This is a genomic window from Haliea sp. E1-2-M8, assembly GCF_030649675.1.
In the GTDB taxonomy this organism is placed as follows: Bacteria; Pseudomonadota; Gammaproteobacteria; order Pseudomonadales; family Halieaceae; genus Haliea.
This window is the reverse complement of sequence record NZ_JAUTDR010000012.1, coordinates 148,567-169,716: the sequence shown is the minus strand read 5'-3', so window position 1 is coordinate 169,716 and position 21,150 is coordinate 148,567. Positions and strand designations below refer to the sequence as shown.

The window sequence follows — 21,150 nt, the reverse complement described above, 5'->3', positions numbered from 1 at the left end:
GCACAGCGTCCAGTCAGGTCTGGTGACTGCGATCAATGCCCTGCTCAAATCGTGGAAAGAAAAGCCCGTAACTGATCCCGGCAGCGCAGGGAAAACCAAACCTTCAGAATGAAGAAGCCCCCGCCGCTCGGCTGATCCGGGACAAGAAATAGCTACTGCTCGCCAGCAGGCGGGCCAAGCTGCATCTCAGCGAATGAGTCTGGATTGTGGCGGCGGTATTCCGCTCCGTACAGATTCCACAGCCTTTGCACTTCCTCGTTGCCGTATTGATTCCAGCCGCAGCCAACACCGAACAACGCCTTCGTCTTTTCATCCAGCCCAGTACCGCGCAGTCGGGATACTCTCTTTCTGGTAGTGGCCATTTAAGCTCCTGGGGGGCGGCCTACGCCATCCCGTAAAGGTTCAAGGTCTAGGTTCAGGGCTTTGAGTGCAGACAGCATCTGTGCCCTTGCATCGCGCTCAGTGGCCAGCAGCGGGTGCGGCTTCAACTGGTCGAAGCGGTCTTTAATCATTGCGCCGTCACGCGTCACGGCTGCCTGACAGTCGCGCATCCTGTCGAATGACTCCAGGGCGGTCTGCATCAGCAGCAGGCCAGCATCGTCAGCAATGCCGTACTCAGCCAGCAGGCGATCCCACCAGCTCCGGGCCTCGGTACTCAAGTGCTTTGGTGCTGTGGATTTTTTCAAAGGAAATACTCAATTAAGTTATAAGGCATGTACCACGCCGATATTGTATTCGGTCGGCCAGCACTTCGCATCGGCCCCCCTGGGGTGTCTCCGGTCGAAACCGAATACTGCGGACGTGGGACTGTAAGCAAACACGCGGTCATGTGTATCCGTTGCGGGCCACTTGATCCGGCCCCCTGGTAGGGTGGCACCGCGCCTCGGGTTGGTGAGCTTTCCGAGACACGGTGCCGAGTGGTGCTACTGGCGAGGATGACCAGCAGCACCGGGACAACTCAGAATGAGCCGTGAACAATGGCAGCCGGACGGATCACAGACAGACCATAGCGGCCCTCGCCCAAAACCGTCCAAAGATTGCGCTGAACATTATCTTCATCCTGTTCATAGAACTGGACAGTAGCCTGCATACGGTCCCAAAGGATCGCGGCTTGATCGAAGTCAGCAACCAGGAACTGCCCCTGTGCCATTGAGTTACTCACAGCAACCGGGATACCCCACACTGCGGGAATCGGTGTACCTGCCGGGCCTGCCATGAGGTAGCGCGACTCCGCATCCTTCACGCGAGTAATGGCGCGCCAGTCAGCAGGGTGCAGCACAAAGCCGGTAGGCATCCAGTCGGCACGGTCCAGTTGCTCCGCAGCACGGCTCAGGGTATCTACCAGGGTATCGCCGGTATCGGCCAGACTGTAGGCGGTGGCGTTGTTAATCAGGCCATCCAGGCTACCGCTTGCGCCAGTCCCGTTGATAACGTCTGCCTGCACCTTGAGCATAACGCCATACCGCAACCGCGATTCAATGAACCGGGCCAGGGCGGGCGCATCGTCAATGCTCTGCTTGGAGACTTTCAGCCAATGGGCATAGGTCACCATGCGCGACTCGATCAGCTCAAACGTCAGATCCGATTGCGCCTTAGTGTCACCCTCGGCAGCCTGGGCAGCAGCGTTATTGGCGAAAGCCGCCTCCCGCGTGATCTCTATCATGTTGCTGGTGCTGGGCAAGCGCGGCATCAGGTCCAGCAGATTGATAGTGCGGAATGCGCCGCCAACAATGCCGGACATACGCTGCGGTTGGACAATCACATTAGACGGTTCGGCGGGTGAGCCCGCGTCGCCGGTAATGGTGTTTTTGGTTTCCAGCAGTGAATGCTCAAGGGTCAGCTTGCAGTTTCCGGCATTGCCTGCCACAAGGTCTTTGAAGCCTTCGCTATCGAATACCTCAGCCGCAAACTGGCTTGCATCGCGCTTGCCGGTAAAACTGCCGTTGAACCCGCCAGCGGTGGCTTGCTCCAGGTCTTTAACGCGCATGCCAAGCTCATCGGCAAAGTCTGCAATGTTGCCGACAGCTTTGGCGTGATCTTCTAACGCTTTCGTGATGATTTCCATAGTCATGGGGTACTACCTCGCAAGTGATTTAGTGATGCTCTGAAGTCTGGCGGCGATTGCTGCCAGCTCTTTGCTGTTGTCGTCTGATCCATCACGGACCATTGCACGCCAGCCACCAGCCGTTAGGCGTTTTGCCTCTCGACTGGATAGGTTCAGTGCCTCACGCACTGCGGTTTCGAACTCTCGGGGGTTTTCCAGATCGTAGCCTTTAACGGCTCGGATCGTTGCGCCAGTGTCGGCAGGGATCGCGACCAAACTGATCTCGAACAGGTCCAGGTCTTTCAGCATACGGACCCCATCGGATCGCACCTCGGCACCACCTGGGGCAACTCGGTAGCCAATGGAAAGACCCAGTGCGCCAGCCTGCATTAATGCGCGGGCTGATTTAGCTTCAGGAACGTCCATTGTCAGGCGTCCCATTGCTTCCAGTCCTGCGCTGGTTTCCTTCAGGTCTACCCAAGCCCCTACAGGGCGGCTCTGATCGTGTGACCACAGCATTGCAGGGCGGGTGCCTTCGAGACTGTGCAGACTTAAACTGCGCTTGTAGGCTCCAGGCACAACAATGTCGCCATGCCGGTCTGGTCGGTCACGGAATGCGGATGCTATGCCGGTAAACTCGCCCTCGGCAGTATCGGCCTGGGCAAACTTGATTTGTAACGGGGTACTTTGAAATGTGTGCATGTTCTCTACTCCGAAAAGAGACAAAGGTTCAGTAGTTCACCATTTGCCGCTTCTCGAAATGCGTCACGCACAATGATCTGCGGGGTGCCGACCGTCACGGTCGGGCATGGTGCAATTGTATCAAACATTGCCATTAGTGGCAGCGCGTGATTTGGTTTTCTCCCATACTTTCCAGGAGGGTTTGCAGGCTGGCAGCGTCACGGATAACCACCTCGGCCAGCTTGTCCAGGTCGCCCGACTCCGCAACTTCGGAATACAAAGCTAACTGCCTGATCATGGTGGAGAGTAGTTCGCCGCGTGCCTGGGCAATCAAGCCAACATCGTTCTCGGTGGCGGGCTTGTGGTCGATTTCATACCTCATCGCTGTAACCTCTCAGTTTCTTAAATTCGGCCTCGGCCATAAGGCGCAGCACCTCGCGTAATCCATCGGCCAGGGCGCGGGCATCATGCTTGGCTTCGTCGGCAATGAACTCCTGGGCCTGCTCTGGTGCCGGTTTCGCCAATGCTTGAAAATCAATCATTTCGGCTGCTCCTGTTAGCGGTTCCGGCGGGCCTCTAATCGGTCGGCCAGTAGCTCGGGCCTACTCAGCACTAACTCAATAACGGACTGTGTGGCCGCTGGCTCGCCTGCAATGGCTCGGGTCAGCAATGCGTCCACGGATGAATCTAAGGCCCTGCGGAGTTGTACGGCGGCTTCAGTTGAGCCTTTCGGACGGCCTGCTTTTCTCTGTGTCTGCATGATTTTTTTCCATAAAAAAAGCCCCGGCGCGTTAACGTCGAGGCTTGTGTTTTGGGTTGCTCCATTCTACTGTTTAAATATACAGTAGTGCGCCGCAATTGTCAATTAATTAGCGGTTAATTGTCATCCAGCAAGCAACGAAACCGAGACCCCCGTCTGCCAGTCTTGCGACAGTATCGCGGGTGCGAGGCTTGCCGGTGACTTCATCGGGGTGCCTCTCTCCGATAACCGTGAATGCCAGCCCGCGCCCGTATTTCTCAACGATCACCGAGTGTATCAGCGGTTCCTCTTTGGCCAGGGCAGACACAGCATTGTCTACAGTATCCAGGGCCAGCGGGTCATCGCTGCCAGTGCCGGAGATTAGCCGCGCCAATGGGGAGCGCGAGTACCCAAGTCCGTTGGATCGGTTGCGGTAGTACCTACTGCCCCACAGCTTCAAGTGTTGTTCAGCTTCCGATAGATCCATTGCGGTTGCTCCTCTTGGTTGTATGCGTTTGAGTCAGAATGGCACCCTTCCGTTTTGCATCGTTGCATACGAGGTCGAAGACACGATGATCTTTCCGGCTAAGAATTCGGCTTACAGTGGATTGCGATACCCCAACCTCGGCAGCGATCTGCCTTGTCGATTTGGTCTTGTAGTAAAGGGGCTTGCCGCTGCGGATACGGCGCGAGACAGTGCCCTGGTTAAGTCCGGTGATCTCTGCCAGTTGTCCCTGGGTATATCCATTCGCCAACAGGTGCATGGCGCTTTCGTGTGATATGAAGTCGGTCATTGCGCGGCCCTCCTGTTTAAACTGGTTTGCTGGGCAGGCGTCAAGCCTCGCCGCCACAGCTCGACATTGATTGCACCGAGTCCGGTTGTTCTCAGTGCCTGAATGAACACGCCCGAACCGTCATAAAGGAAAATGGCCGATTCATTTCTAGCGATGACTTTCATGCTCAACAGGTCAGAATCCGGCACCTGGGCATAGTCGAATTCATGCCGATCAGTGAGCCTTTGCCAGTTATCCATGCGCTTAGTGCTCATAGCCTGTAACCCCCTAGAGCCTTCGAGGGATGGTAGATATCTATAGAGGGGTGTTTCTCCGCACCACAGAAACCGAAAAAACAGCCTTTTAAGTAGTTTCTCCGCACCTCAGACGCTGATTTGTGGCTGAAATCGTTGCTCTGTGGTGTTTCTCCGCACCTCAGAAGGGTTTTAAGGTGTTTCTCCGCACCATGGAAAATCGAAATCATGCTCTTAGGCTCCTGACTTTCTGACTGTGTGCGCCAGGGTCCAGCCTTGGCGCTCCGTCCCACTTGTCTGTCGGCATCCAGGTCAGCCGGTACAGAATCGGGTCGCGCTTCGCCCTGGGGTATCGTGTGACTTCAATCCAGCCGTATGCTTCCGCTTCCTTCCTTGCTCGCATCAGCTCCCACTTAGTCCAGCCGTGATCGCCCATGACGCCCTCGGCGGCGCTCAGGTTGCCGTTGTTGAAGCCGTTGTACTGGCGGGCTAGATCACAGAGAAACGCCCTTGTGGGCTTCCTCAGTGCCTTGTAGTCCGGGTGATCCAGAACAGCGTGCAGCATCCTGACAAACTGCGGTCCTGACTTCTTGCGCCCGTTGGGGAGCATCCCTTTACTATCGGCCCTTGCGCTCATCAGCGAACCCTGACCAGCGACGGCGCTGATTTGGTCTCGCGTTTTGCTGCCGCTACTGCATCGGCAATGCTGTTTTGTGCTATCATTCTAGTGTCCTCCGAATAGGACAATTTCACTTAACGCCAGCCGCAAACTGGCGTTTTTTTATGCCTCGCGAATCATGCGCCATGCGCCCCGGCAGGCATCGGCAATCAACACCAGATCGTCAATGTCGCTGGTGATCGTCCAGGGCCTGCCCTTGATCCGGGTCATAATCTCGATGTCATCCACCAGGACGCGCACGGTGTACTGGCCGCGCTCCAGGGTCACGCTGCGGGTGTGCTCGGGTGCGATTGAAGGCAGCAAAATAGTTTTGGAAGTCATGGTCATGCACTCCGCTGGTAGGGTCGGAAATTCCACAGCGGGCACGCTGGCGCGCTACAGTCTCGGATCTCATCCCGAAAACCCGGCTCCAGGTGTTCAGCGGTACAGCCCATGCAATGAGCACATTGGGCGTCAACAGCCGCTCGCAGGGACTTTGAATTGCCGAGGTTGCGCACTACGGGGTTGTGTTCGGGTCGCAGGCTGATCGTTGAATCTAGCTCGCTGCGGGGCGCGTCTTGCTGGTCGCAGGGATTCATTGTGCGGCCTCCACTTCAAGAGACTCCGCAAACTCCCGGTCCTGCTTTGCGGTAATGATCCGCTTGCGGCCAAGCTTCGTGCTTTTGAGTTTCCCGGCGGCTATCAGGTCATAAGTAAAGTTTCGACCGAATCCCCAGCGGGCTCGCCATTCATCAATCGAGAAAGCTTGTCTCTCCACTTCCGGGGGCAAGTGTTTAGCATTGGTTTTTGACATTGTGTGACCCTCGTGACAGGTTTTTGCTGTTTACGAGAGGCACAGTACAGGGCGGGAAAGAGCAATAAAATTTGCTGGGCGGGCCGGATAATTAGTTATCCGACCGGGTGGCGAATTGTTTTTTACCTATTTTTTTTCGGTCGGCCTCTGCTACGCACGTATTCTGGCAAGTCACCATCGGCCAGCCACTTGCGCACCCCATCCGGTGTGCCCGGCAGGTAGGCTTCATGTTCCGTTCCAACCAGATCGCGGTAAACCTGATCCGCTAGCGCGCCCATGCGTAGCTTCTGGCCCTCGTCATCTTTGAGGTGAAGTCGGGCGCGACCCAGAGCGTAGTGCTTGGCCGCAGTTTTGCCAGCGTTGTTAACGAGAATATTGTTTCGTTGCTCGGCCTCAGTTTGAAGCAAGGCAACATCTTCTATTAAATAGGCAGCTCCCAAAGCCATATTATGGATGATTAGCTCTACCATCCCTCGGGTCTTGTCATCGCGTTGCGCAAGCATCCGTGCTACACGCAGCGCGCCCTCAAACAGTTCGGCTGAAAATGCTTTGGTTTCTTCACTCGGCACAATCTGCGAACAATGTTCGAGTAGATCCTCTATGGCTTTGAAGTTTACTTCCGTACCATCGGCGTCACCAGCAATGAGCCAGTCACGGTCGTCCTCAGCCGAAAACCACTCATGTAATGGCCCCACTATGCGCTTGTGGGTGGGGGTGTCGAATTCGCTAAGTTTGCGCTTAGTCATTTCGCACCTCCGAATGCGCGATCCAGCGCCGCCGCTTTATGGTCTGGGCTCAAGTGCGCGTAAACCAGAGTCATCTTGATGTCGGAGTGCGTCATCAGCTCCCGGACGGTGTTTATGTCCACGCCTGCCATGACCAGCCGCGAAGCGAAAGTGTGCCGCAGATCATGGAACCGAAACCCCGCAATGCTGGCGTCTTTGAGAACGGCCTCGAATCCCTTCTTAACGTCCGTCAATGGCCCGTTGGAAATAGGGGAGGGGAACACATAGGGGGAGTCGCCGCGTTGATTGTGGCACTGTTGCAGCACCCTGTGGGCCTCGGCAGACAGCGGCAGGACAGCGGGTTCTAGTTTCTTGCCAGCCTTGCGCCTCGCGTGAGAGGTCTTGTTGATAATCTTGCGAATCTGCCTGCGCTCCAGGTCCACCTGATCCCACGTGAGGTTAAACAGGTCTCCACGGCGCAGCCCGGTATTCATCGCCACCAGAGTCAGGGGTTTAATGTGGTCGGCGTAGTGATCGGCTGGAATGGCAGGGGAGAGGGCCTTACCTCGTTCGCGCTGCCATGCCCGCATACGGTCTCGGCCTTCGCGCAATTCCTGCTCTCTGGCGTCCAGTGCGGCCCGCAGCCGCTTTTCTTCATCATCGGAGAGGAACCGCACCTTAGCCTCGCCCTCGCCATGCTTGAGGGTGCCCTTAACCCTGACCTGCGCCAGCTGGTGTCCGGGAATGATCTTTTTGCTAACAGCGTGATTCAGAACGGCCTTTAGATAACTCAGCTCCCGGCGCTGGGTCTCAAGAGATACGTTTTTGCGCTCCCGTTTCCACTTGGCTAGATCCAGTTCAGTGATCTCGGTCATGGGCTTGTCGAGGACATGCTCGAACACCTTATTGATCCGGGCCAGCATGTCGCGGTGGCTGGCAATGTTGGCCTGTGCGTGCTCCGTAAACGGGCCGTCCAGATAGCTTCGCAAGGTGGAATCCTTCAATACCTTTTTCTGCCGCCGCTCCGCTTGGAAGTCATGCCCCCCTGCTGCCTTGCCCACGATCTCCTTTGCCCGTTCGCGGGCAAATGTTAATGTGAGCTGGCTGGCGTCTCCGATGCGCTCCCGTTTGCCTCGGGTGATCTCGACATAAAACGCTTTCGTTCCGCTGGGCTGGACCCTGACCAGGAGGCCCTTCACGGAATGCTTGCCGCCCTTGTCGCGCACCTCGTAGGGGGAGGGTCCGGGGCTCAGGTTTGGGATGGTTTTTTCGGTGAGTGTCGCCGCCATGATTGCACCTCGTAAGTGCAGGGTAAGTGCAACGAAGTATATCACCGGCAACCGAAGAAAAACAAAGGCAAACTTAAACGGTTGATTTATAAGGGAAAGATACTTTAAGTGATTGATACTAGAGGGGTAAAATTCCGCCTTCTAAGCCGTAGGTCGAGGGTTCGAATCCTTCTGCCCCCGCCATTCAAAGGCGGGTCTGTACCGGAGACATCCTTTACAGATCATACCGGGCAAATAGTTTACAGTTCCGGTACAAATGGATTGGTGGCGGGTTCAAGCCGCCCCACATCCTCATCAAAGAATCCTAGATCATAATCCATAAAGCTGACCAGCCATATACGGTCTGCGACTTCCCGAATACCAATAGTTTGACCTGCAAACACGGTGCTAAGGTTGATCTTGCGTTTGCCGATGCAAATGCGCCCGCACTGCGTGACCCTCACCGCCCGGTCGTGATACGGATAATCGATCTCTGAGGGCGGCTCGTAAGAGCGCACTGAGGGTGTATAGAGGTCACCGGGATAGCGTCCGCCCAGTGCCTGGTGGGGTCGCTGGTGGTTGTAAACCTCTATGAAGTGATCAAAGCGGCCCTGCTGTTGCAGGAAGTTGAAGCCGGGAGGCTTGGTGGCTTCTTTCTTCAGAGTCAGGTGCATACGTTCGTGCCGCCCGTTCTGCTGAGGATTACCCGGTTTGATGCGTTCGATTCGAATACCCAGGCGCAGCCACCAGACGGAGAGCCTGCTCAGCCCAAAGAGTGCATTGGCGGAGGCGAAAGGGGAGCCGTTGTCGGTACGAATCGCTTCCGGTACACCGAATTCGCGGAATACTCGCTCAAATATCGTAAATGCAAAGGGTGACTTGGTGGATTCGAGTCCCTCGCAGGCCAGCAGGTAGCGAGACGGGTAGTCGGTGATTGTGGGGGGGTAGCAATATTTTTTGTTACCCAGCAGAAACTCGCCTTTGTAGTCGGCGCACCACAGCGCATTCGGAGCCCGGGCGTCACTGAGCGCCGTCCCCTGTGCCTTGTGGCGACGCCGCTTGCGGCTCTTGACCAAGTCGTGCCGGTTGAGCACGGCATGTACCGTGCTCTTGGCCGGCGGCTTGATCATGGGATATTTGCGTAACAGTTTCTCGCGGATTTTGGGTGCGCCCCAACTGGGGTATTCCCGTTTGAGCTGAAGGATCGTGCGCTCCAGCTGAAAGGGTAGCTTATTGGCGTGCCGGTAGGGCCTTCGGCTTTGATCATCCAGGCCCTCGAGCCCCAGCGTCTTATATAGCGCTTGAAGATCTTGTAGCCGGTGGGCCGGGAGATACCGAACTCGCGGCAGAGAGCCGACATGTTCTCGCCATCAAGGCATCGGGCAACAAATCTGAGACGTTCGTCCATTGGTTTACACTCCTTCCAAGGCATCTGAAGTCCTCCCTCAAATGCCTAAAGGTGTAAACCATGTCTCCGGTATATGCTGTAAGTTATGTCTCAGGTACTACACAGGGTGCCGCTGATGGATAACCCTGCACTGGACATCCTGATTGCCGCCTTGCAGGCTCAGCCCCATATTGAGGTGGCGTGGCTGTACGGCTCACGGCGACGGGTCGGGCCACTGACTTTCAACGAACGCAATGCCGCCGAACGTGGCCTACAGGTGCTGGTGGAAATGGCCATTGGTTGCGCGAAACACGTGCTCAAGTGTCGCGGCAAGCCTGTCCCCACAGAAGCGCGTGCCGCGATTGAACGTGTTTACGAGCTAATTGCCATAGTCGAGCCATCGGCCACGGCCATGCGGGGCGCAGTGGGGATGCGCAATGCCATCTTCCACGACTACCTCAATATCGACTGGCGGTTATTGGAAGCGGTTTTGAACGAGCGCAACTACCGCTCTGTTGCGCAGTTTATCGAGACCGTTGCCGCAAATTGTTGTAACAGGAACCCGATCTGGTGTTGGACAGTGGCCCTCAGAATGCAAACCACACCCGTAGCTGCGGCACAACGAGCATCAGCACGATAAGTCCAAGCATGAATGAGCACAGTGTCCCCCGAGCCTTGAGTTTTTCCTGGCCGAACAGCCGCGTCTCAATCAAGTCCACGCGAGCTTGAGCAGCTCGCTCTGCCACAGCCAGTACATAGAAAAACTGCGCATCAAGTTCATGGCACGATGAAAATTTTACAAAAGAGAACTTCTCGTCTTTAATAAACGCGAATGTCGGAATCCGGGCAAAGCGGTTTCCAGTCTGACTATGATGTTTCCGACTGACACCAAAAATTCATAACAAGGGTGACCAGCTAGCTCAATTACTGAACTCAGCGCCCCCGGAGGTTTAGTGTGAGATCAAATATTGCGGTGCACATGGCAACTGCGGTCGTTTTCTTGTCGATAATCGGTACAAGCGAGGCACAGGACGACATCAATGTGGTTACCTACGCCGAGTTCATTCTGGCGGACTATTCACTCGAGCAAGATGGCACTATTCTGATTCCAAACGTCGGAGTTCTTGATTTGAAATCTGCCTTCCGGGTGAACCCTGCGGCACTTAAAGTCGGTTCAGGCATCACATGGAGGGATTGGTACGCAAGTGTTTATTTTCAGGGAACGAATGACGCCAGCGACTCATTTACGGTGCCATTTATAGGTGACATCACATATACAGGAAACCGAAAAGAATGGGTCGGCGCGCTCGGTTACCAGCTTCAAGGCAATACCAGTATATTCTTGGGGTATCGTGACTCAAAGATCGAAGGCAACGGCTCTCCTGCGGCGAGTTTTACGTTCGAAAGTGACGGCTTTTTCCTTGGAGCGAGTTACTGGCTACCTTTGATACCCCAAGGGGGGCTCACTTTCACCTTTGCACACGCCTGGCTTGACGGTAGCGCCAAACAGGAGGTTTCGGGTGGCCCTGTCAACACCGGTACAGGCAGCGGTACCGGGGTAAAATTTGGCGTGGGCTGGCGTGGTGACATCAATGAGGATTGGGGCTATTCCATTAACGTTGATTCTTTTACCTACAAACACGATACGAGAAGTGACAATGTGAACGTTGATATCGAGGAGTCTGAGATCACTTTTGGCATCGGCCTTTCCTACGCATTCTGAAGGGCACTAACCTCCAGGAGTTTCGGCTGGGCAATTCAAAAACTGGGAAGATCTTTTCTCCTGTAAGGTGCCATGGTTTTTAGCTGTTCCCTCATACTCACCAATAACGCTTGCTGGACCACGGACTGACCAGCAACTCTCTCGAGTTCCCGAATAGAGATCCTCGCTGAATCGATATCTCCAGAATCCACGCAAGCGTTAAAGAATTTTTGATACGCGGTCAATAGCTCTGTTTTCGTGGCAATGGTAAGATTTTTGTAGGGCTCGACGCGCTCTGCCAGGGTCAGCTCTGCCAGCGCGTCTGCTATTCTACGCATTGTCATCAAATCACCGCCAAGCGTGCGAGATGTAGAACGGTCGTCCGCTCTGACTTCCCGCAAGACATTTTCTGCAAAGGAGATGGCCGCCACGACCCTCTCTCGGTCTTGCTCCAGTCTTGTTGTACGGGCTTCGATTTCAGCTAGCCTGCCATCTTCCGGCACGACCCTGTGTAATAGAGCTAGCGAAGTCCTGGCGCTCTCCACATCGCCTCTGGCGAGCGATGCTCCGGCATGATCCAGTTCGCGCGCAACTGCATCGTTGAAACCTGCTTCAATAGTGCCGCGACCTGATTCCAATTTAAAAAGTTCGGCATACGCCGATATCAACTCTCTGTTGGTCGCCGGCTCATCAACAGCCCTGTCTGCGAGCGCCGATATCCGGGTATTCAGTGTGGATAAATGCCTTTTTTGTTCCTCTAGATCTTGTTGCTGTCTGATAAGCCTGATCCGGTAATCCCTGGTCATTGCACTGCCCGCCGCAACTTCCCAATCATCAATATGGCGCTCTGCATCCCGTAACTTTCCGGCTTTCAGAAGCCCGTCAACCTGACGTCCGGCAGCTCGATTGAGGGCATCAAGTGCTCGCTGGAACTCGGTTGCCGGGAGGTTCTGCGTGCGGAGATGTTGTAGATCATAGTAGGCGCTGTCCTGTGCAGTGACCCGCAGGTTGCCACCCCTGACCCTCTCCTGAAACATTGTCAGCGCACCAGCCAGCTCTGGACCTTGAGGCACCTCAATCGGTTCCACCGGAACCTCATCCAGCTGTGGCTGTACCAGGTCTGGCGGAATGGTATCCACCTCATAACCAGAATCCTGAATGGCGAACTCCGCTGACGCTGAATCGGTCGGATCGCTGATCCAGTTCGTCTTGGGCATCCAGCCCCACACCAGTTTACTTCCGCCAGCTGGAGCGTGACTCGTAAAAAGCCCCGTCAAAAGGAGGGCAGAGCCAACCACTACGATCACTCCGGTGAGTCCAGACCACAATATTCTCTTTGACTGATGCTTCCGTGAGCGGATTTTCAAGCTATGGCGTTCGGAGCGACGTCGCACATACTTCAAACTGCCACTCGATCTTGAGTGAGCCGAACTGCCCGGCGCATCCGACTCCTGCAGGAGCAGGATGGTTGACTTCAGCTCCATGGGAAGATTGTCCGCCAGCTTTTCCGCGTCATCAATTAGCTCAGTTATCTCCTGATAACGGTCGTCGGGTGATTTCTCCAGCATTCGGTTGATAATAGGCTGGAAAAGAAGCAGTTCCTCAGGGAGGGGTGGCACTTCGGCATTTATGTGCTTCAGGCCGATTCCCGCGGCGCTGTCTGCTGAAAATGGCACGGTGCCGACCAGTAGCTCGTAGAATACGATGCCCAGGCTGTAGATGTCAGCGCGATAGTCCGTCGGTTCCCCGAGGGTCTGCTCAGGGCTCATATACTGGGGTGTTCCAAGTACCGTTCCCGCTGCTGTCAACAGGGTTTCACACTTGAAATCGTGCGCTATCCCGAAGTCAACGAGAGCGAGGCTCCCGTCTTCCCGGAACATGATATTGGTTGGTTTGATGTCACGGTGAACGACGCCCTTGCGAGCAGAGTAGTCAATGGCATCTGCGGCTGCTATGACGATAATCAGGGCTTCATGTATTGAAACGCCCTTGGATAGCGCTCTACGCAGATCCCCACCGGAGAGATGCTCCATCGCCAGATAGTACATGCCGTCAATGCAGCCGGTATCGTAAACCGTCACTATGTTCGGGTGATTGAAGCTCGCGACGAGTCTGGCTTCTCGGAGAAAACGACGTCCGAATTGCTCATTTTCGGCTATTTCCGGGGAGAGTACCTTCAGGCCCACCTGCCGCCCGAAAGTTTCCTGCACGGCAAGGAATACTGAAGACATACCGCCCTTGCCCAGTGGCTTGAGAATCCGATATCCTGGAATGGCAAATTCGTTCATAAGATTCAGCTTTCACAGGCTGACACAGTCTTGCAGGTCGCTTGCAGCGTGTTACATGAAACCGACGCCTTTCGGTTTGTAGCCGCCACAATAAAAAATAGCACAAATCCAGACTTTCGAGTGTCAACGGCTGCCGGGAGCAAGGTTTTGGGCGGTTAGGGTTCCGGAATCAAGCGAGTAGTAGCTGGACATGCCGTGCAAATGCTACGATTGGTGGCAAACGTCCGGTATTGGCTGAGTTTCGGCTCTCACCCGGGTGACAGGTTTTCCAGTACACCGGTGCCACGGGGCAATCATCAAATCCGCTATTTACCTGCCCTGGCCAAGAGCTCCTGCACCGCCGCCCCGCTGGCAGGGCGCACCAGCCGGCCGACCTCTTGGCCGTCGCGCAGGCATATAAGGGTGGGCCACAGCTTGACGCCGAATGAGCGGCCCAGGGGTCGGCCCTTGCCGTCTTCGACCTTGAGATGGCGTAGCTCAGACTGTTTTGCGATTGCTGCGGCGATAATGGGCTGCGCCATCCGGCAATGTCCGCACCAGTCAGTACCGAATTCCAGCAGCGTGACGCCGGCCAGCGCATCAATGTCGTGGCGGGCCGGCGCGTCCGAATTGTAGGAAGAGCTCACAGTATTCTCCAGTGACAGAATGTGGGAGCCGGGCTCCCCGGCGGTCACCAGAAGAATACGTCAGGCGCGTGCTCAAGTCCCGCGGCAAATCAAGCGCAGGCTGGAGACGAGCCCGCATGCAGTATTGCTGCATGCTGCCCCAACTCGCTTAGGTCGTTGATTTCGACCGCGCCGACTCCCGCACCTCGTCGTACTTGTTTACGGCTTCGGACTTCGCGGCCTCGACGCTGCGATCTCTCGCTTCGCCGAGCATGTTGTCCTCCATCTCCGTTGGTGGCACCAGCGCACCGAGGGCGGCGCCGATGGCGATGCCAAGGCTTCCCGCGAGCAGCGGTTGGTCGCGATAGAACTTCACCAGGCTGTCCCGGGCGTTCTGCGCTGACTCGCTGGCATGCGCGGTGGCACCGTGCACGCGGTCGCCCACGGCGGAGGCCGCGTCCCGCGATTTCGCGGCGGTGTTGCCAAGCGCGTCCTTGAAACCGTGCCCCTCGCTGCCTGTGCCGGTATCGTGCGTGCGATGGGTCTGCGCCGTGCCGTTGTTGCCGGACGACATCATCATCCAGGAGATGCCAACGCTGGTGAGAATCATCGGTATCGGGTTGTTTTTCACCTGGGCGCCCAGGTTGCGGCCGAACTCCCCGCCGTGCTCGCGGGCCATGCCCAGCGCCTGGTCCATGAGTTCACCGGGCGAAAGCCGATCCGAGAGCTCGCTCGCGGTCCTGCCGAGGCGGGCGCGCGCCTGGTCCACTTCGCGTTCCAGCCGTTCCGGGCTTTTCGTTTCGTCGTGTTGCTTGTCGTGGCGAGTGTCATCGCCGCTGGTATCGGTAGCGTTGCTCATCGGGCAGCCCTCTTCAGTGTCTCTTGGTCCTTCTTCGCGGAATCCAGCGTGCGATCCGGCACCATTGAGCTCGCGCTCATCTTGCCCTTGGCCGAATGGACCATCACGTAGCCAATCAGCAGCGCGGCCGCGCCGACAATCAGCGCTGCCAGCCACGGCTCAACGACGTTGCTGAGTCCGTACACCGCGCTCATGAGCAGTACAACGAGCCCCGCCATGGCGATGGCCGCGCCCGTTGCAAGCGCGCCGACTGCGGTTTTGGCTTCCGAGACAGACTCCCCGACCTCGGCTTTCGCCAGCTGGATCTCCTTGCCCAGCAGGCTGGACAGGTCCGTGGCGAGATCACGAATCAGGTCGGCGATCGATTCATTGCCGTGTTCGCGGCTCGCCGGTACATTCGGCGCGGTTTCATGTTCCTGGTTCATAGGATTTCCCTCCCGTCACCACTGCCTGGGGCAGTCGGTGTTCTGTAGGTTTCCGTCATACGTGGTTGCACTGGCGTGCGGGTCGAGAAGTCCTCATTCCGGGACGTTCCAGCGTTACGCGGGGCGTTGCTATCGTCGTGGTGGTCGCGCTCCGCGCTCGCCTTGAAAAACCGCGACAGACCAAAACCGACTGCGATACTGCCAAGCATGAACAGCGCCGGATTGTCCCGCGCCAGACGCTTGGCATCCTTCGCCAGGTCATCGACGCTGCGGTCTTCCAGCTGTCCCGCCGCGTTCGCCAGATTGCTGCTCAACTCGCGCGCGTAGCGGGCCAGCCCCTCGCGGTCGTGATCGTCGAGGTTTGAGGCGGCTGCATCAATGGCATCCGACAGGGCGTCCGCACCTTCCGCGAGCTTGTGCTGGCCGGTTTCTGCCTGCTCGCGCGCTTTGGCACCCGCTTCGCGTTTCGCGTCCCGGGCGTCTGCTTCAATTTTCTCTTGCGCGGTCCCGCTCTTGGGGTCGTCTGGCGTACTGCCCCCGTCGCCGCGATTGGGGTCTGGGTAAGATGGTGTCATTACACACTCCTCGGCATTCAGTTGAATGCTCGCTACTAGCACATTCCTGTCGAAGTGCTTTGAGTTCAAGTTTTTCACGGTTTCGGCGCAGGTTCTGTGCGTTAACAGACGGCAGGGCACAGGGCGCGCACAATGCTTGCACCCGACTTTGCAGCCGCTATGATGGACCGCGCCGCCGCCAGCCCGGAAAGTTAGATCCATGAATGACCGTGAGCCCCTTCCCGTACCCGCCGCAGAGGGTCTGCGCGTCTACCTGAACCCGCGGGTCATCGGCATGCTGTTCCTCGGCTTTTCCGCCGGCTTGCCGCTGCTGCTGGTGGGGGGCACCTTCAGTGCCTGGCTGCGGGACCTCGGGGTAGAGCTCGCGGCGATCGGCTTTCTCAGCTGGGTCGGCATGGCCCATTCCATCAAGGTGCTGTGGGCGCCGCTGATCGACCGCGCCCAGTTGCCCCTGCTCAGCCGTCTGCTGGGGCGGCGGCGGGCCTGGATGCTGCTGGCGCAGTTGGTCATTGCCACGGCCCTGCTGGGCATGGCCTTCACCGACCCGCGAGAACAGCTGGGGCTGGTAGCGCTGTGGGCGGTGCTGGCGGCCTTCGGCTCCGCCAGCCAGGACGTCGCCATCGACGCCTACCGGGTGGAAGCAGAGGCGAAGCACCGCCAGGGGGCGATGGCAGCCACCTATGTCACCGGCTACCGGGTGGCGATCCTGGCGGCGGGGGCGGGGGCCCTGCACCTGGCCAACCTCGACAGTTGGTCGGTGGCCTACGCGGTAATGGGGCTGCTGATGGCGGTGGGCATCGTCACCACCCTGGTCATCGCCGAGCCCGCGATCACCGTCAGCCAGACCACGGTACAGTTCGAACAACGGGTGACCGACTATCTGGCGAGCACGGACCATCGCGGCTGGCGCCGTGAGATGCAGGCCTGGTTGATTGGCGCGGTGGTCTGCCCGTTTGCGGAGTTCTTCCAGCGCTACGGCCGCGTGTCCCTGCTGATTCTGGCCTTTATCGGCACCTTCCGCCTCACCGATATTTTCATGGGGGTCATGGCCAATCCCTTCTACCTGGACCTGGGCTTCAGCAAGGCGCAGATCGCCAATATCGCCGCCGCCTTTGGCCTGGGCATGACCCTGCTGGGCGCGGTGGTGGGCGGGCTGCTCGTGGCCCGCTACGGCATTGCCCGGATCCTTCTGCTGACCGCCTTCATGGCGCCGGCCACCAATCTGGCGTTTGCCTGGCTGGCGTTTATCGGCCCGGAAACCTATGGCCTGGTGCTGGCGATCATTGCCGACAATGTCTCCGGCGGGCTGGCGATCTCGGTGTTCATTGCCTATCTGTCCAGCCTCACCAATACCGCCTACACCGCTACCCAGTACGCGCTGTTCAGTTCCCTGATGACCCTGCCCGGGCAATTACTGGCAGGCTTTACCGGGGTATTGGCGGAAATGGTGGGCTGGGTGCCGTTCTTTTTCATTACCGCCGCCACCGGGTTGCCGGCGATCATCCTGGCATTTGTGCTGTTGCGGGTGGCGCGGCCTGGGTAAAAACGGACCTGACCCTTTATTTTTTGGAAAAAGGGGCAGGTCCCTTTATTTTTCACCCAATCTGGCCAGACGCTTTATCCGGCTTTGGAGCAGAGGCAATACTGGCGCTCCATAGGCTCACTTCGGAATTCGCCATGCCACGTCAACCTCGTCTGGAGCTGCCCGGATACCCGCACCATGTTGTGCAGCGGGGCGTCAATCGAGCGACGGTGTTTTTTGATGCGGACTGCCGCCTCGCGTATCTCAGCCTGCTCAGGCATTACGCCGGGATTTACCGGGTGTCGGTGCACGCCTGGTGCCTGATGACCAACCACGTCCACTTGCTGGTAACTCCCGAAATGGAAGGCGGGCTCGGCAAGCTTATGCAAAATCTCAACCGTGACTATGCTCAGCGTGTGAATCGCCGATTTGAACGAACGGGAGCACTGTGGGCCGGTCGTTACAAGTCCAATATTGTCGACACGGATCGCTATCTTTTTGCTTGCATGTCCTACATAGAATTTAACCCTGTACGTGCAGGTATGGTTGCTCAGCCGGGCGATTGGCTCTGGTCATCGTGGCACACGAACGCGGGCGAGCGCTCATCGTTGCTCGTGGTTCCGCGGAGGGAATATCTGGCGCTGGGTGATAAACCCGGTTCTCGGCGGCAACGTTATCGCACCATTGTGGCACAGCAGTTGCCGGAGTCCGTGCTGGAAGCACTGCGCCGCGCCGCGGCCCAGAACCGGGCCGTTGGCAGCGAAGAGTTCCTGGAACGTATCGGCAAACTGGCTGGCAGGGAGGTCGCCCCCCGGGTGACGGGGCGACCGCAACTGCGGTGACTTCACGAAATTTAAAGGGTCAGGTCCGTTTTAAGGACGGACCTGACCCTTTATTTTGTCCTTGGCGCACGCCATCAAGGAAAGTGTAGGTACTGGTTTCCAGCAGGGAATAAACGTCCGCCTGCGGCAGAAATCGCTCGATGTGCCCATGCATGGCAATTCCGCTCAGACCATGTGCCATGCCCCAGAGCTTGATTGCGAGCGTAAGCGCATCCTCATCGCCGCGATCATTTTGCTCACACCAGGCGCGCACCGCGTCAACCAAAATATAGAAACCTGAGCTGCGAAGCTCGGTGTCGGTCTGGCGGACTTCCCGATCACCGAGGTCCCCCCACATCAATGCGTAGAACTGGGGATGTCCCGTCACAAAACGGATGTAGGCCTGGCCCAGGGCGACGATGGTCGCGATGCTGTCCCGCGCGTTTTGGGGAATGACGGCCTCCATATCCCTGGCCAGGGCGAAGAAGGCGAACTCGACCACCGCCTCCAGAATGGCAGACTTGTCCCGAAAATGGCGATAGGGAGCCGCGCTGCTGACGCCTGCCCTGCGCGCGGCGTCAATCATGGCGAAATCGGTGCTTCCGCTTTCTTCAATCAACTCTGCAGCCGCGATGATCAATGCATTGCGAAGATCCCCGTGATGGTAGTTCCGGGGTGTTTCCTGCCGGGATTTGCTCACGTCTGCCTCCCCCCTGTGTCCAAAAATAAAGGGTCAGGTCCCTTTTCTCTCTTCCCCCCCTTTCTCCAAAATTAAAGGGTCAGGTCCCATTTGGTTGGGCGCAGCAGCAGGAACAGTTGTGGCAGTTGCGTACTGCGCTCGCTGCGCAAACGCGCCAATTCCAGATCCGCCTCCACGCTGGCGAGATCCGCCGCCGCGGCCGCACGCCGGGCTTCCAGTTGCCGGGTATCCAATTGCCCTAGCACCGCCCTTGCGGCCACGCGTTCGCCTTCCCGCGCGTCCAACGACAGCAGCAGGCCGGGTACCTCGAACGCCAACTGCGCCCGTTCCCGCGCCTGCAGCAGGCCGGTGAGGCGGAGTGTCTCCTGGTAGCTATCCTCCTGTTGAAAAAGGAGCGTGGCGACCGGCAGCGGTGCTGATTGGGCCTGTTCAGGAAGACTGGCGCGGAGCGTGATGACAGTAGTCAGCAGCGCGGTAAGCCCGGCGGCGAAGCCGAGGCTTAGCAGTAGCGTGCCGTAGCTACCGATCTGGGGATGGCGGGAGGCTGACATGGGTGGCGACCAATATCTTGTTGGTCTGACGGACGTGGCGGACATCGTGTGTATTTACCGCCAGGCGATGCGCAAACTCATGCTCGCCCACCGCGCGACATTTCCCTTACCGGTGCACGAAGGCAGTGTTTCGCTCTCGCATCTCACGGAAGTTCTGGATTGGCTCAAGACACGAGGAGGCTACGAGTTTGATGCCGGTGTGTTGGAGGCCGCAAGAGTCGCACTGGCACCCCTGGATTTAACCATTTCGGTTGAAAATCAGAAAGTAAACCATTATGGTTGAAATCAAGCATTTTCAACCAGGACGGTTGACATGAATTATCTGGCGTTGATCGGCGATATCTGCAGTTCCCGCGAGGTGTTGGAACGGGGCGAATTGCAGACGAAGCTGGAGGTCGTGCTCACAGAGCTCAATCTTCGCAACAAAAAAGCGCTGGCATCGCCTCTCACCATCACCCTGGGTGATGAGTTCCAGGCGGTGTTGACCACAGCGACACCCCTGTGGGCAATGGTCGCCACCATTCAAAGCCGATTGTTTCCCACCAAGGTGCGATTCGGCGTAGGTTTGGGGCGAATCGATACGCCAATCAACAGGAAGGCGGCGCTGGGTATGGATGGCCCTGCCTTCCATCGTGCGAGAGATGCGATTGATGTATTGAAGCAACACGGTGGGTTATATCGGGTTGAAGGGCTGCCGCAGGGAGAGCTGACCAATCACTCATTGGCGCTGGTGTCTCACTTGCAAGAGCAATGGCAGCACAACCGTCTTGAGGTGTATCGATTGCACTTGGCTGGTCATCCAGTTCGCGACATCGCCAACGAGCTTGAAATAAGCAAATCCGCAGTCTACAAAAACATCGCCGACGGACTGCTCGGAACTCTGGCCGACATTTCCAGTGCCATATCAACATGTCTGGATGACGCCTTGCGAGGTAACCATGGTAATTGAGTATCAGGTTTTCCTGTGCATCGTGTTAACAACCCGGCTAGTGTATCTGCAGAGGGATGACGCTGTTGGTTGGAAGTTTGCGGGTATATTGGGTCTTGCGCAGGCTGCAATTATACTTGTCGTATTTGGTTCAAGTCTTTTCACCTGGATTTCTGGGGGCGTGGCTCTTGCCTTTTCAGTAGTGGGGGGCTGGCTGGAAACCAAAGGGAAAGTTCACTGGGCGCGACTTGGCGTACTGGCCAGCGTTGCCCTGGTTCCTGCCGTGCTGTACCCGGTGTTGGGCGGCTTTTCGCTTTCTACGGTTTCTATATCCATGGCAGGGTATTGCAGCGATATTATCGCCTCCCTGGGCTATCACCAGCCTGTTGCCGCGGGGCGCATCGCATCGATATTTGTGGCGATGCTGGTGTTGGCCAACGAAGTCAATATTGCCATGAGGGGTATTTTTAGTGCCCTGAATCTGGTGCCGCGTCTTGCTTCGCCTCCCGCAGATGACCTCGATATAAGGGAGTACAACGCAGGCCGGGTTATCGGCATATTGGAGCGCTGGCTGATGCTTATGGTGGTTTTGCTCGCCGACGACTGGAGCGCTCTCGGCTTTATTATCGCCGCCAAGGGATTAGTGAGATTTGACAAGCTGAAAAACCCGATATTTGCCGAATACATGTTGATCGGGACATTGTTGTCAGCCCTGTTCGCCATCGCGGCTGCGTCGCTGGTGAGATAGGCGCGCCTCAAGCGGCTCCTTGTTGCGCGCGAGTGACGCACCACCGCTGATCGGTCACAATAGCGACCTTTTGCACCGCTGGA

29 protein-coding genes and 1 pseudogene are annotated in these 21,150 nt (G+C 57.2%); 7 read left to right on the top strand and 23 right to left on the bottom strand.

Features of this window, described 5'->3' with window-relative positions:
* Window positions 1-152: 152 nt before the first annotated feature.
* From Q6D67_RS12235 to Q6D67_RS21805, 16 genes and pseudogenes are all read right to left on the bottom strand, one after another.
* Window positions 153-362, bottom strand: a complete 210-nt coding sequence (locus Q6D67_RS12235; protein WP_304705894.1) for a hypothetical protein — start codon at window positions 360-362, stop codon at window positions 153-155.
* Window positions 363-659: a P27 family phage terminase small subunit gene (locus tag Q6D67_RS12230; RefSeq protein WP_304705893.1), complete on the bottom strand. Its 297-nt coding sequence runs from the start codon at window positions 657-659 to the stop codon at window positions 363-365. It lies immediately after the preceding gene.
* Window positions 660-958: 299 nt separating this feature from the next.
* Entirely contained in the window at window positions 959-2,071 is a 1,113-nt protein-coding gene (locus Q6D67_RS12225; protein WP_304705892.1) for a phage major capsid protein, read from the bottom strand.
* A 6-nt stretch (window positions 2,072-2,077) separates the two neighbouring features.
* Window positions 2,078-2,746, bottom strand: a complete 669-nt coding sequence (locus Q6D67_RS12220; RefSeq protein ID WP_304705891.1) for an HK97 family phage prohead protease — start codon at window positions 2,744-2,746, stop codon at window positions 2,078-2,080.
* Window positions 2,747-2,879: 133 nt separating this feature from the next.
* Complete coding sequence (locus tag Q6D67_RS12215) at window positions 2,880-3,107, bottom strand: hypothetical protein (protein ID WP_304705890.1); 228 nt, start codon at window positions 3,105-3,107, stop codon at window positions 2,880-2,882.
* On the bottom strand, window positions 3,097-3,267 hold the full coding sequence (locus Q6D67_RS12210) for a hypothetical protein (protein ID WP_304705889.1): 171 nt from the start codon (window positions 3,265-3,267) through the stop codon (window positions 3,097-3,099). Before Q6D67_RS12210 ends, Q6D67_RS12215 begins: the two co-directional genes overlap by 11 nt.
* A gap of 327 nt (window positions 3,268-3,594) precedes the next feature.
* Window positions 3,595-3,951, bottom strand: coding sequence for a hypothetical protein (locus tag Q6D67_RS12205; RefSeq protein WP_304705888.1), 357 nt, complete (start codon window positions 3,949-3,951; stop codon window positions 3,595-3,597).
* The gene (locus Q6D67_RS12200) at window positions 3,932-4,258 is read right to left on the bottom strand and encodes a helix-turn-helix domain-containing protein (RefSeq protein ID WP_304705887.1); all 327 of its coding nucleotides are present in this window, start codon (window positions 4,256-4,258) and stop codon (window positions 3,932-3,934) included. The genes Q6D67_RS12205 and Q6D67_RS12200 overlap by 20 nt, the downstream gene beginning before the upstream one ends.
* Window positions 4,255-4,512, bottom strand: coding sequence for a hypothetical protein (locus Q6D67_RS12195; RefSeq protein ID WP_304705886.1), 258 nt, complete (start codon window positions 4,510-4,512; stop codon window positions 4,255-4,257). The genes Q6D67_RS12200 and Q6D67_RS12195 overlap by 4 nt, the downstream gene beginning before the upstream one ends.
* A gap of 205 nt (window positions 4,513-4,717) precedes the next feature.
* Window positions 4,718-5,128, bottom strand: a complete 411-nt coding sequence (locus Q6D67_RS12190; protein ID WP_304705885.1) for a hypothetical protein — start codon at window positions 5,126-5,128, stop codon at window positions 4,718-4,720.
* Window positions 5,129-5,272: 144 nt separating this feature from the next.
* Window positions 5,273-5,491, bottom strand: coding sequence for a hypothetical protein (locus Q6D67_RS12185; protein ID WP_304705884.1), 219 nt, complete (start codon window positions 5,489-5,491; stop codon window positions 5,273-5,275).
* Between the two features lie 253 nt (window positions 5,492-5,744).
* Window positions 5,745-5,963 (bottom strand): hypothetical protein, encoded by a 219-nt coding sequence (locus Q6D67_RS12180; protein WP_304705883.1) that lies wholly within the window; start codon window positions 5,961-5,963, stop codon window positions 5,745-5,747.
* A gap of 122 nt (window positions 5,964-6,085) precedes the next feature.
* Complete coding sequence (locus Q6D67_RS12175) at window positions 6,086-6,709, bottom strand: hypothetical protein (RefSeq protein ID WP_304705882.1); 624 nt, start codon at window positions 6,707-6,709, stop codon at window positions 6,086-6,088.
* Window positions 6,706-7,977, bottom strand: a complete 1,272-nt coding sequence (locus Q6D67_RS12170) for a site-specific integrase (RefSeq protein ID WP_304705881.1) — start codon at window positions 7,975-7,977, stop codon at window positions 6,706-6,708. Before Q6D67_RS12170 ends, Q6D67_RS12175 begins: the two co-directional genes overlap by 4 nt.
* Window positions 7,978-8,216: 239 nt before the next feature.
* Window positions 8,217-9,086 (bottom strand): integrase core domain-containing protein, encoded by an 870-nt coding sequence (locus tag Q6D67_RS12165; RefSeq protein ID WP_304705880.1) that lies wholly within the window; start codon window positions 9,084-9,086, stop codon window positions 8,217-8,219.
* An 18-nt stretch (window positions 9,087-9,104) separates the two neighbouring features.
* A pseudogene (locus Q6D67_RS21805) lies at window positions 9,105-9,227 on the bottom strand (IS481 family transposase); the annotation flags it as partial.
* A 252-nt stretch (window positions 9,228-9,479) separates the two neighbouring features.
* On the opposite strand from Q6D67_RS21805, the gene Q6D67_RS12160 reads away from it, so the two are divergent.
* Window positions 9,480-9,983, top strand: coding sequence for a DUF86 domain-containing protein (locus tag Q6D67_RS12160; RefSeq protein WP_304705879.1), 504 nt, complete (start codon window positions 9,480-9,482; stop codon window positions 9,981-9,983).
* A gap of 315 nt (window positions 9,984-10,298) precedes the next feature.
* Entirely contained in the window at window positions 10,299-11,066 is a 768-nt protein-coding gene (locus Q6D67_RS12155) for a hypothetical protein (RefSeq protein WP_304705878.1), read from the top strand.
* Between the two features lie 35 nt (window positions 11,067-11,101).
* On the opposite strand, the gene Q6D67_RS12150 is transcribed toward Q6D67_RS12155, so the two are convergent.
* The 5 genes from Q6D67_RS12150 to Q6D67_RS12130 all read right to left on the bottom strand — a co-directional run bounded on the left by Q6D67_RS12150 (window position 11,102) and on the right by Q6D67_RS12130 (window position 15,797).
* Complete coding sequence (locus Q6D67_RS12150) at window positions 11,102-13,333, bottom strand: serine/threonine-protein kinase (protein WP_304705877.1); 2,232 nt, start codon at window positions 13,331-13,333, stop codon at window positions 11,102-11,104.
* A gap of 305 nt (window positions 13,334-13,638) precedes the next feature.
* On the bottom strand, window positions 13,639-13,959 hold the full coding sequence (locus Q6D67_RS12145) for a thioredoxin family protein (RefSeq protein ID WP_304705876.1): 321 nt from the start codon (window positions 13,957-13,959) through the stop codon (window positions 13,639-13,641).
* 148 nt (window positions 13,960-14,107) lie between these two features.
* Window positions 14,108-14,797 (bottom strand): DUF3618 domain-containing protein, encoded by a 690-nt coding sequence (locus tag Q6D67_RS12140; protein WP_304705875.1) that lies wholly within the window; start codon window positions 14,795-14,797, stop codon window positions 14,108-14,110.
* The gene (locus Q6D67_RS12135) at window positions 14,794-15,222 is read right to left on the bottom strand and encodes a phage holin family protein (protein WP_304705874.1); all 429 of its coding nucleotides are present in this window, start codon (window positions 15,220-15,222) and stop codon (window positions 14,794-14,796) included. The genes Q6D67_RS12140 and Q6D67_RS12135 overlap by 4 nt, the downstream gene beginning before the upstream one ends.
* A complete protein-coding gene (locus Q6D67_RS12130; RefSeq protein ID WP_304705873.1) occupies window positions 15,219-15,797 on the bottom strand; it encodes a hypothetical protein in 579 nt (192 codons plus the stop codon). The genes Q6D67_RS12135 and Q6D67_RS12130 overlap by 4 nt, the downstream gene beginning before the upstream one ends.
* Before the next feature lie 199 nt (window positions 15,798-15,996).
* Here Q6D67_RS12130 and Q6D67_RS12125 point away from each other — a divergent pair, with 199 nt between their 5' ends.
* Both Q6D67_RS12125 and Q6D67_RS12120 read left to right on the top strand, forming a co-directional pair.
* Window positions 15,997-17,340, top strand: a complete 1,344-nt coding sequence (locus tag Q6D67_RS12125) for an MFS transporter (protein WP_304705872.1) — start codon at window positions 15,997-15,999, stop codon at window positions 17,338-17,340.
* Window positions 17,341-17,474: 134 nt separating this feature from the next.
* On the top strand, window positions 17,475-18,161 hold the full coding sequence (locus tag Q6D67_RS12120) for a transposase (RefSeq protein ID WP_304705871.1): 687 nt from the start codon (window positions 17,475-17,477) through the stop codon (window positions 18,159-18,161).
* 19 nt (window positions 18,162-18,180) lie between these two features.
* Here Q6D67_RS12120 and Q6D67_RS12115 read toward each other — a convergent pair whose 3' ends face one another.
* On the bottom strand, window positions 18,181-18,840 hold the full coding sequence (locus Q6D67_RS12115) for a TetR/AcrR family transcriptional regulator (RefSeq protein WP_304705870.1): 660 nt from the start codon (window positions 18,838-18,840) through the stop codon (window positions 18,181-18,183).
* Between the two features lie 71 nt (window positions 18,841-18,911).
* Window positions 18,912-19,391: a hypothetical protein gene (locus Q6D67_RS12110; RefSeq protein WP_304705869.1), complete on the bottom strand. Its 480-nt coding sequence runs from the start codon at window positions 19,389-19,391 to the stop codon at window positions 18,912-18,914.
* Here Q6D67_RS12110 and Q6D67_RS12105 point away from each other — a divergent pair.
* From Q6D67_RS12105 to Q6D67_RS12095, 3 genes are read left to right on the top strand one after another with little or no spacing between them, the layout of a single operon-like run.
* On the top strand, window positions 19,390-19,674 hold the full coding sequence (locus Q6D67_RS12105) for a hypothetical protein (protein WP_304705868.1): 285 nt from the start codon (window positions 19,390-19,392) through the stop codon (window positions 19,672-19,674). The two genes, Q6D67_RS12110 and Q6D67_RS12105, sit on opposite strands and share 2 nt — an antisense overlap.
* Window positions 19,675-19,704: 30 nt before the next feature.
* Window positions 19,705-20,340: a SatD family protein gene (locus Q6D67_RS12100; protein ID WP_304705867.1), complete on the top strand. Its 636-nt coding sequence runs from the start codon at window positions 19,705-19,707 to the stop codon at window positions 20,338-20,340.
* The gene (locus Q6D67_RS12095) at window positions 20,330-21,067 is read left to right on the top strand and encodes a hypothetical protein (protein WP_304705866.1); all 738 of its coding nucleotides are present in this window, start codon (window positions 20,330-20,332) and stop codon (window positions 21,065-21,067) included. The genes Q6D67_RS12100 and Q6D67_RS12095 overlap by 11 nt, the downstream gene beginning before the upstream one ends.
* The last annotated feature ends 83 nt before the right edge of the window (window positions 21,068-21,150 follow it).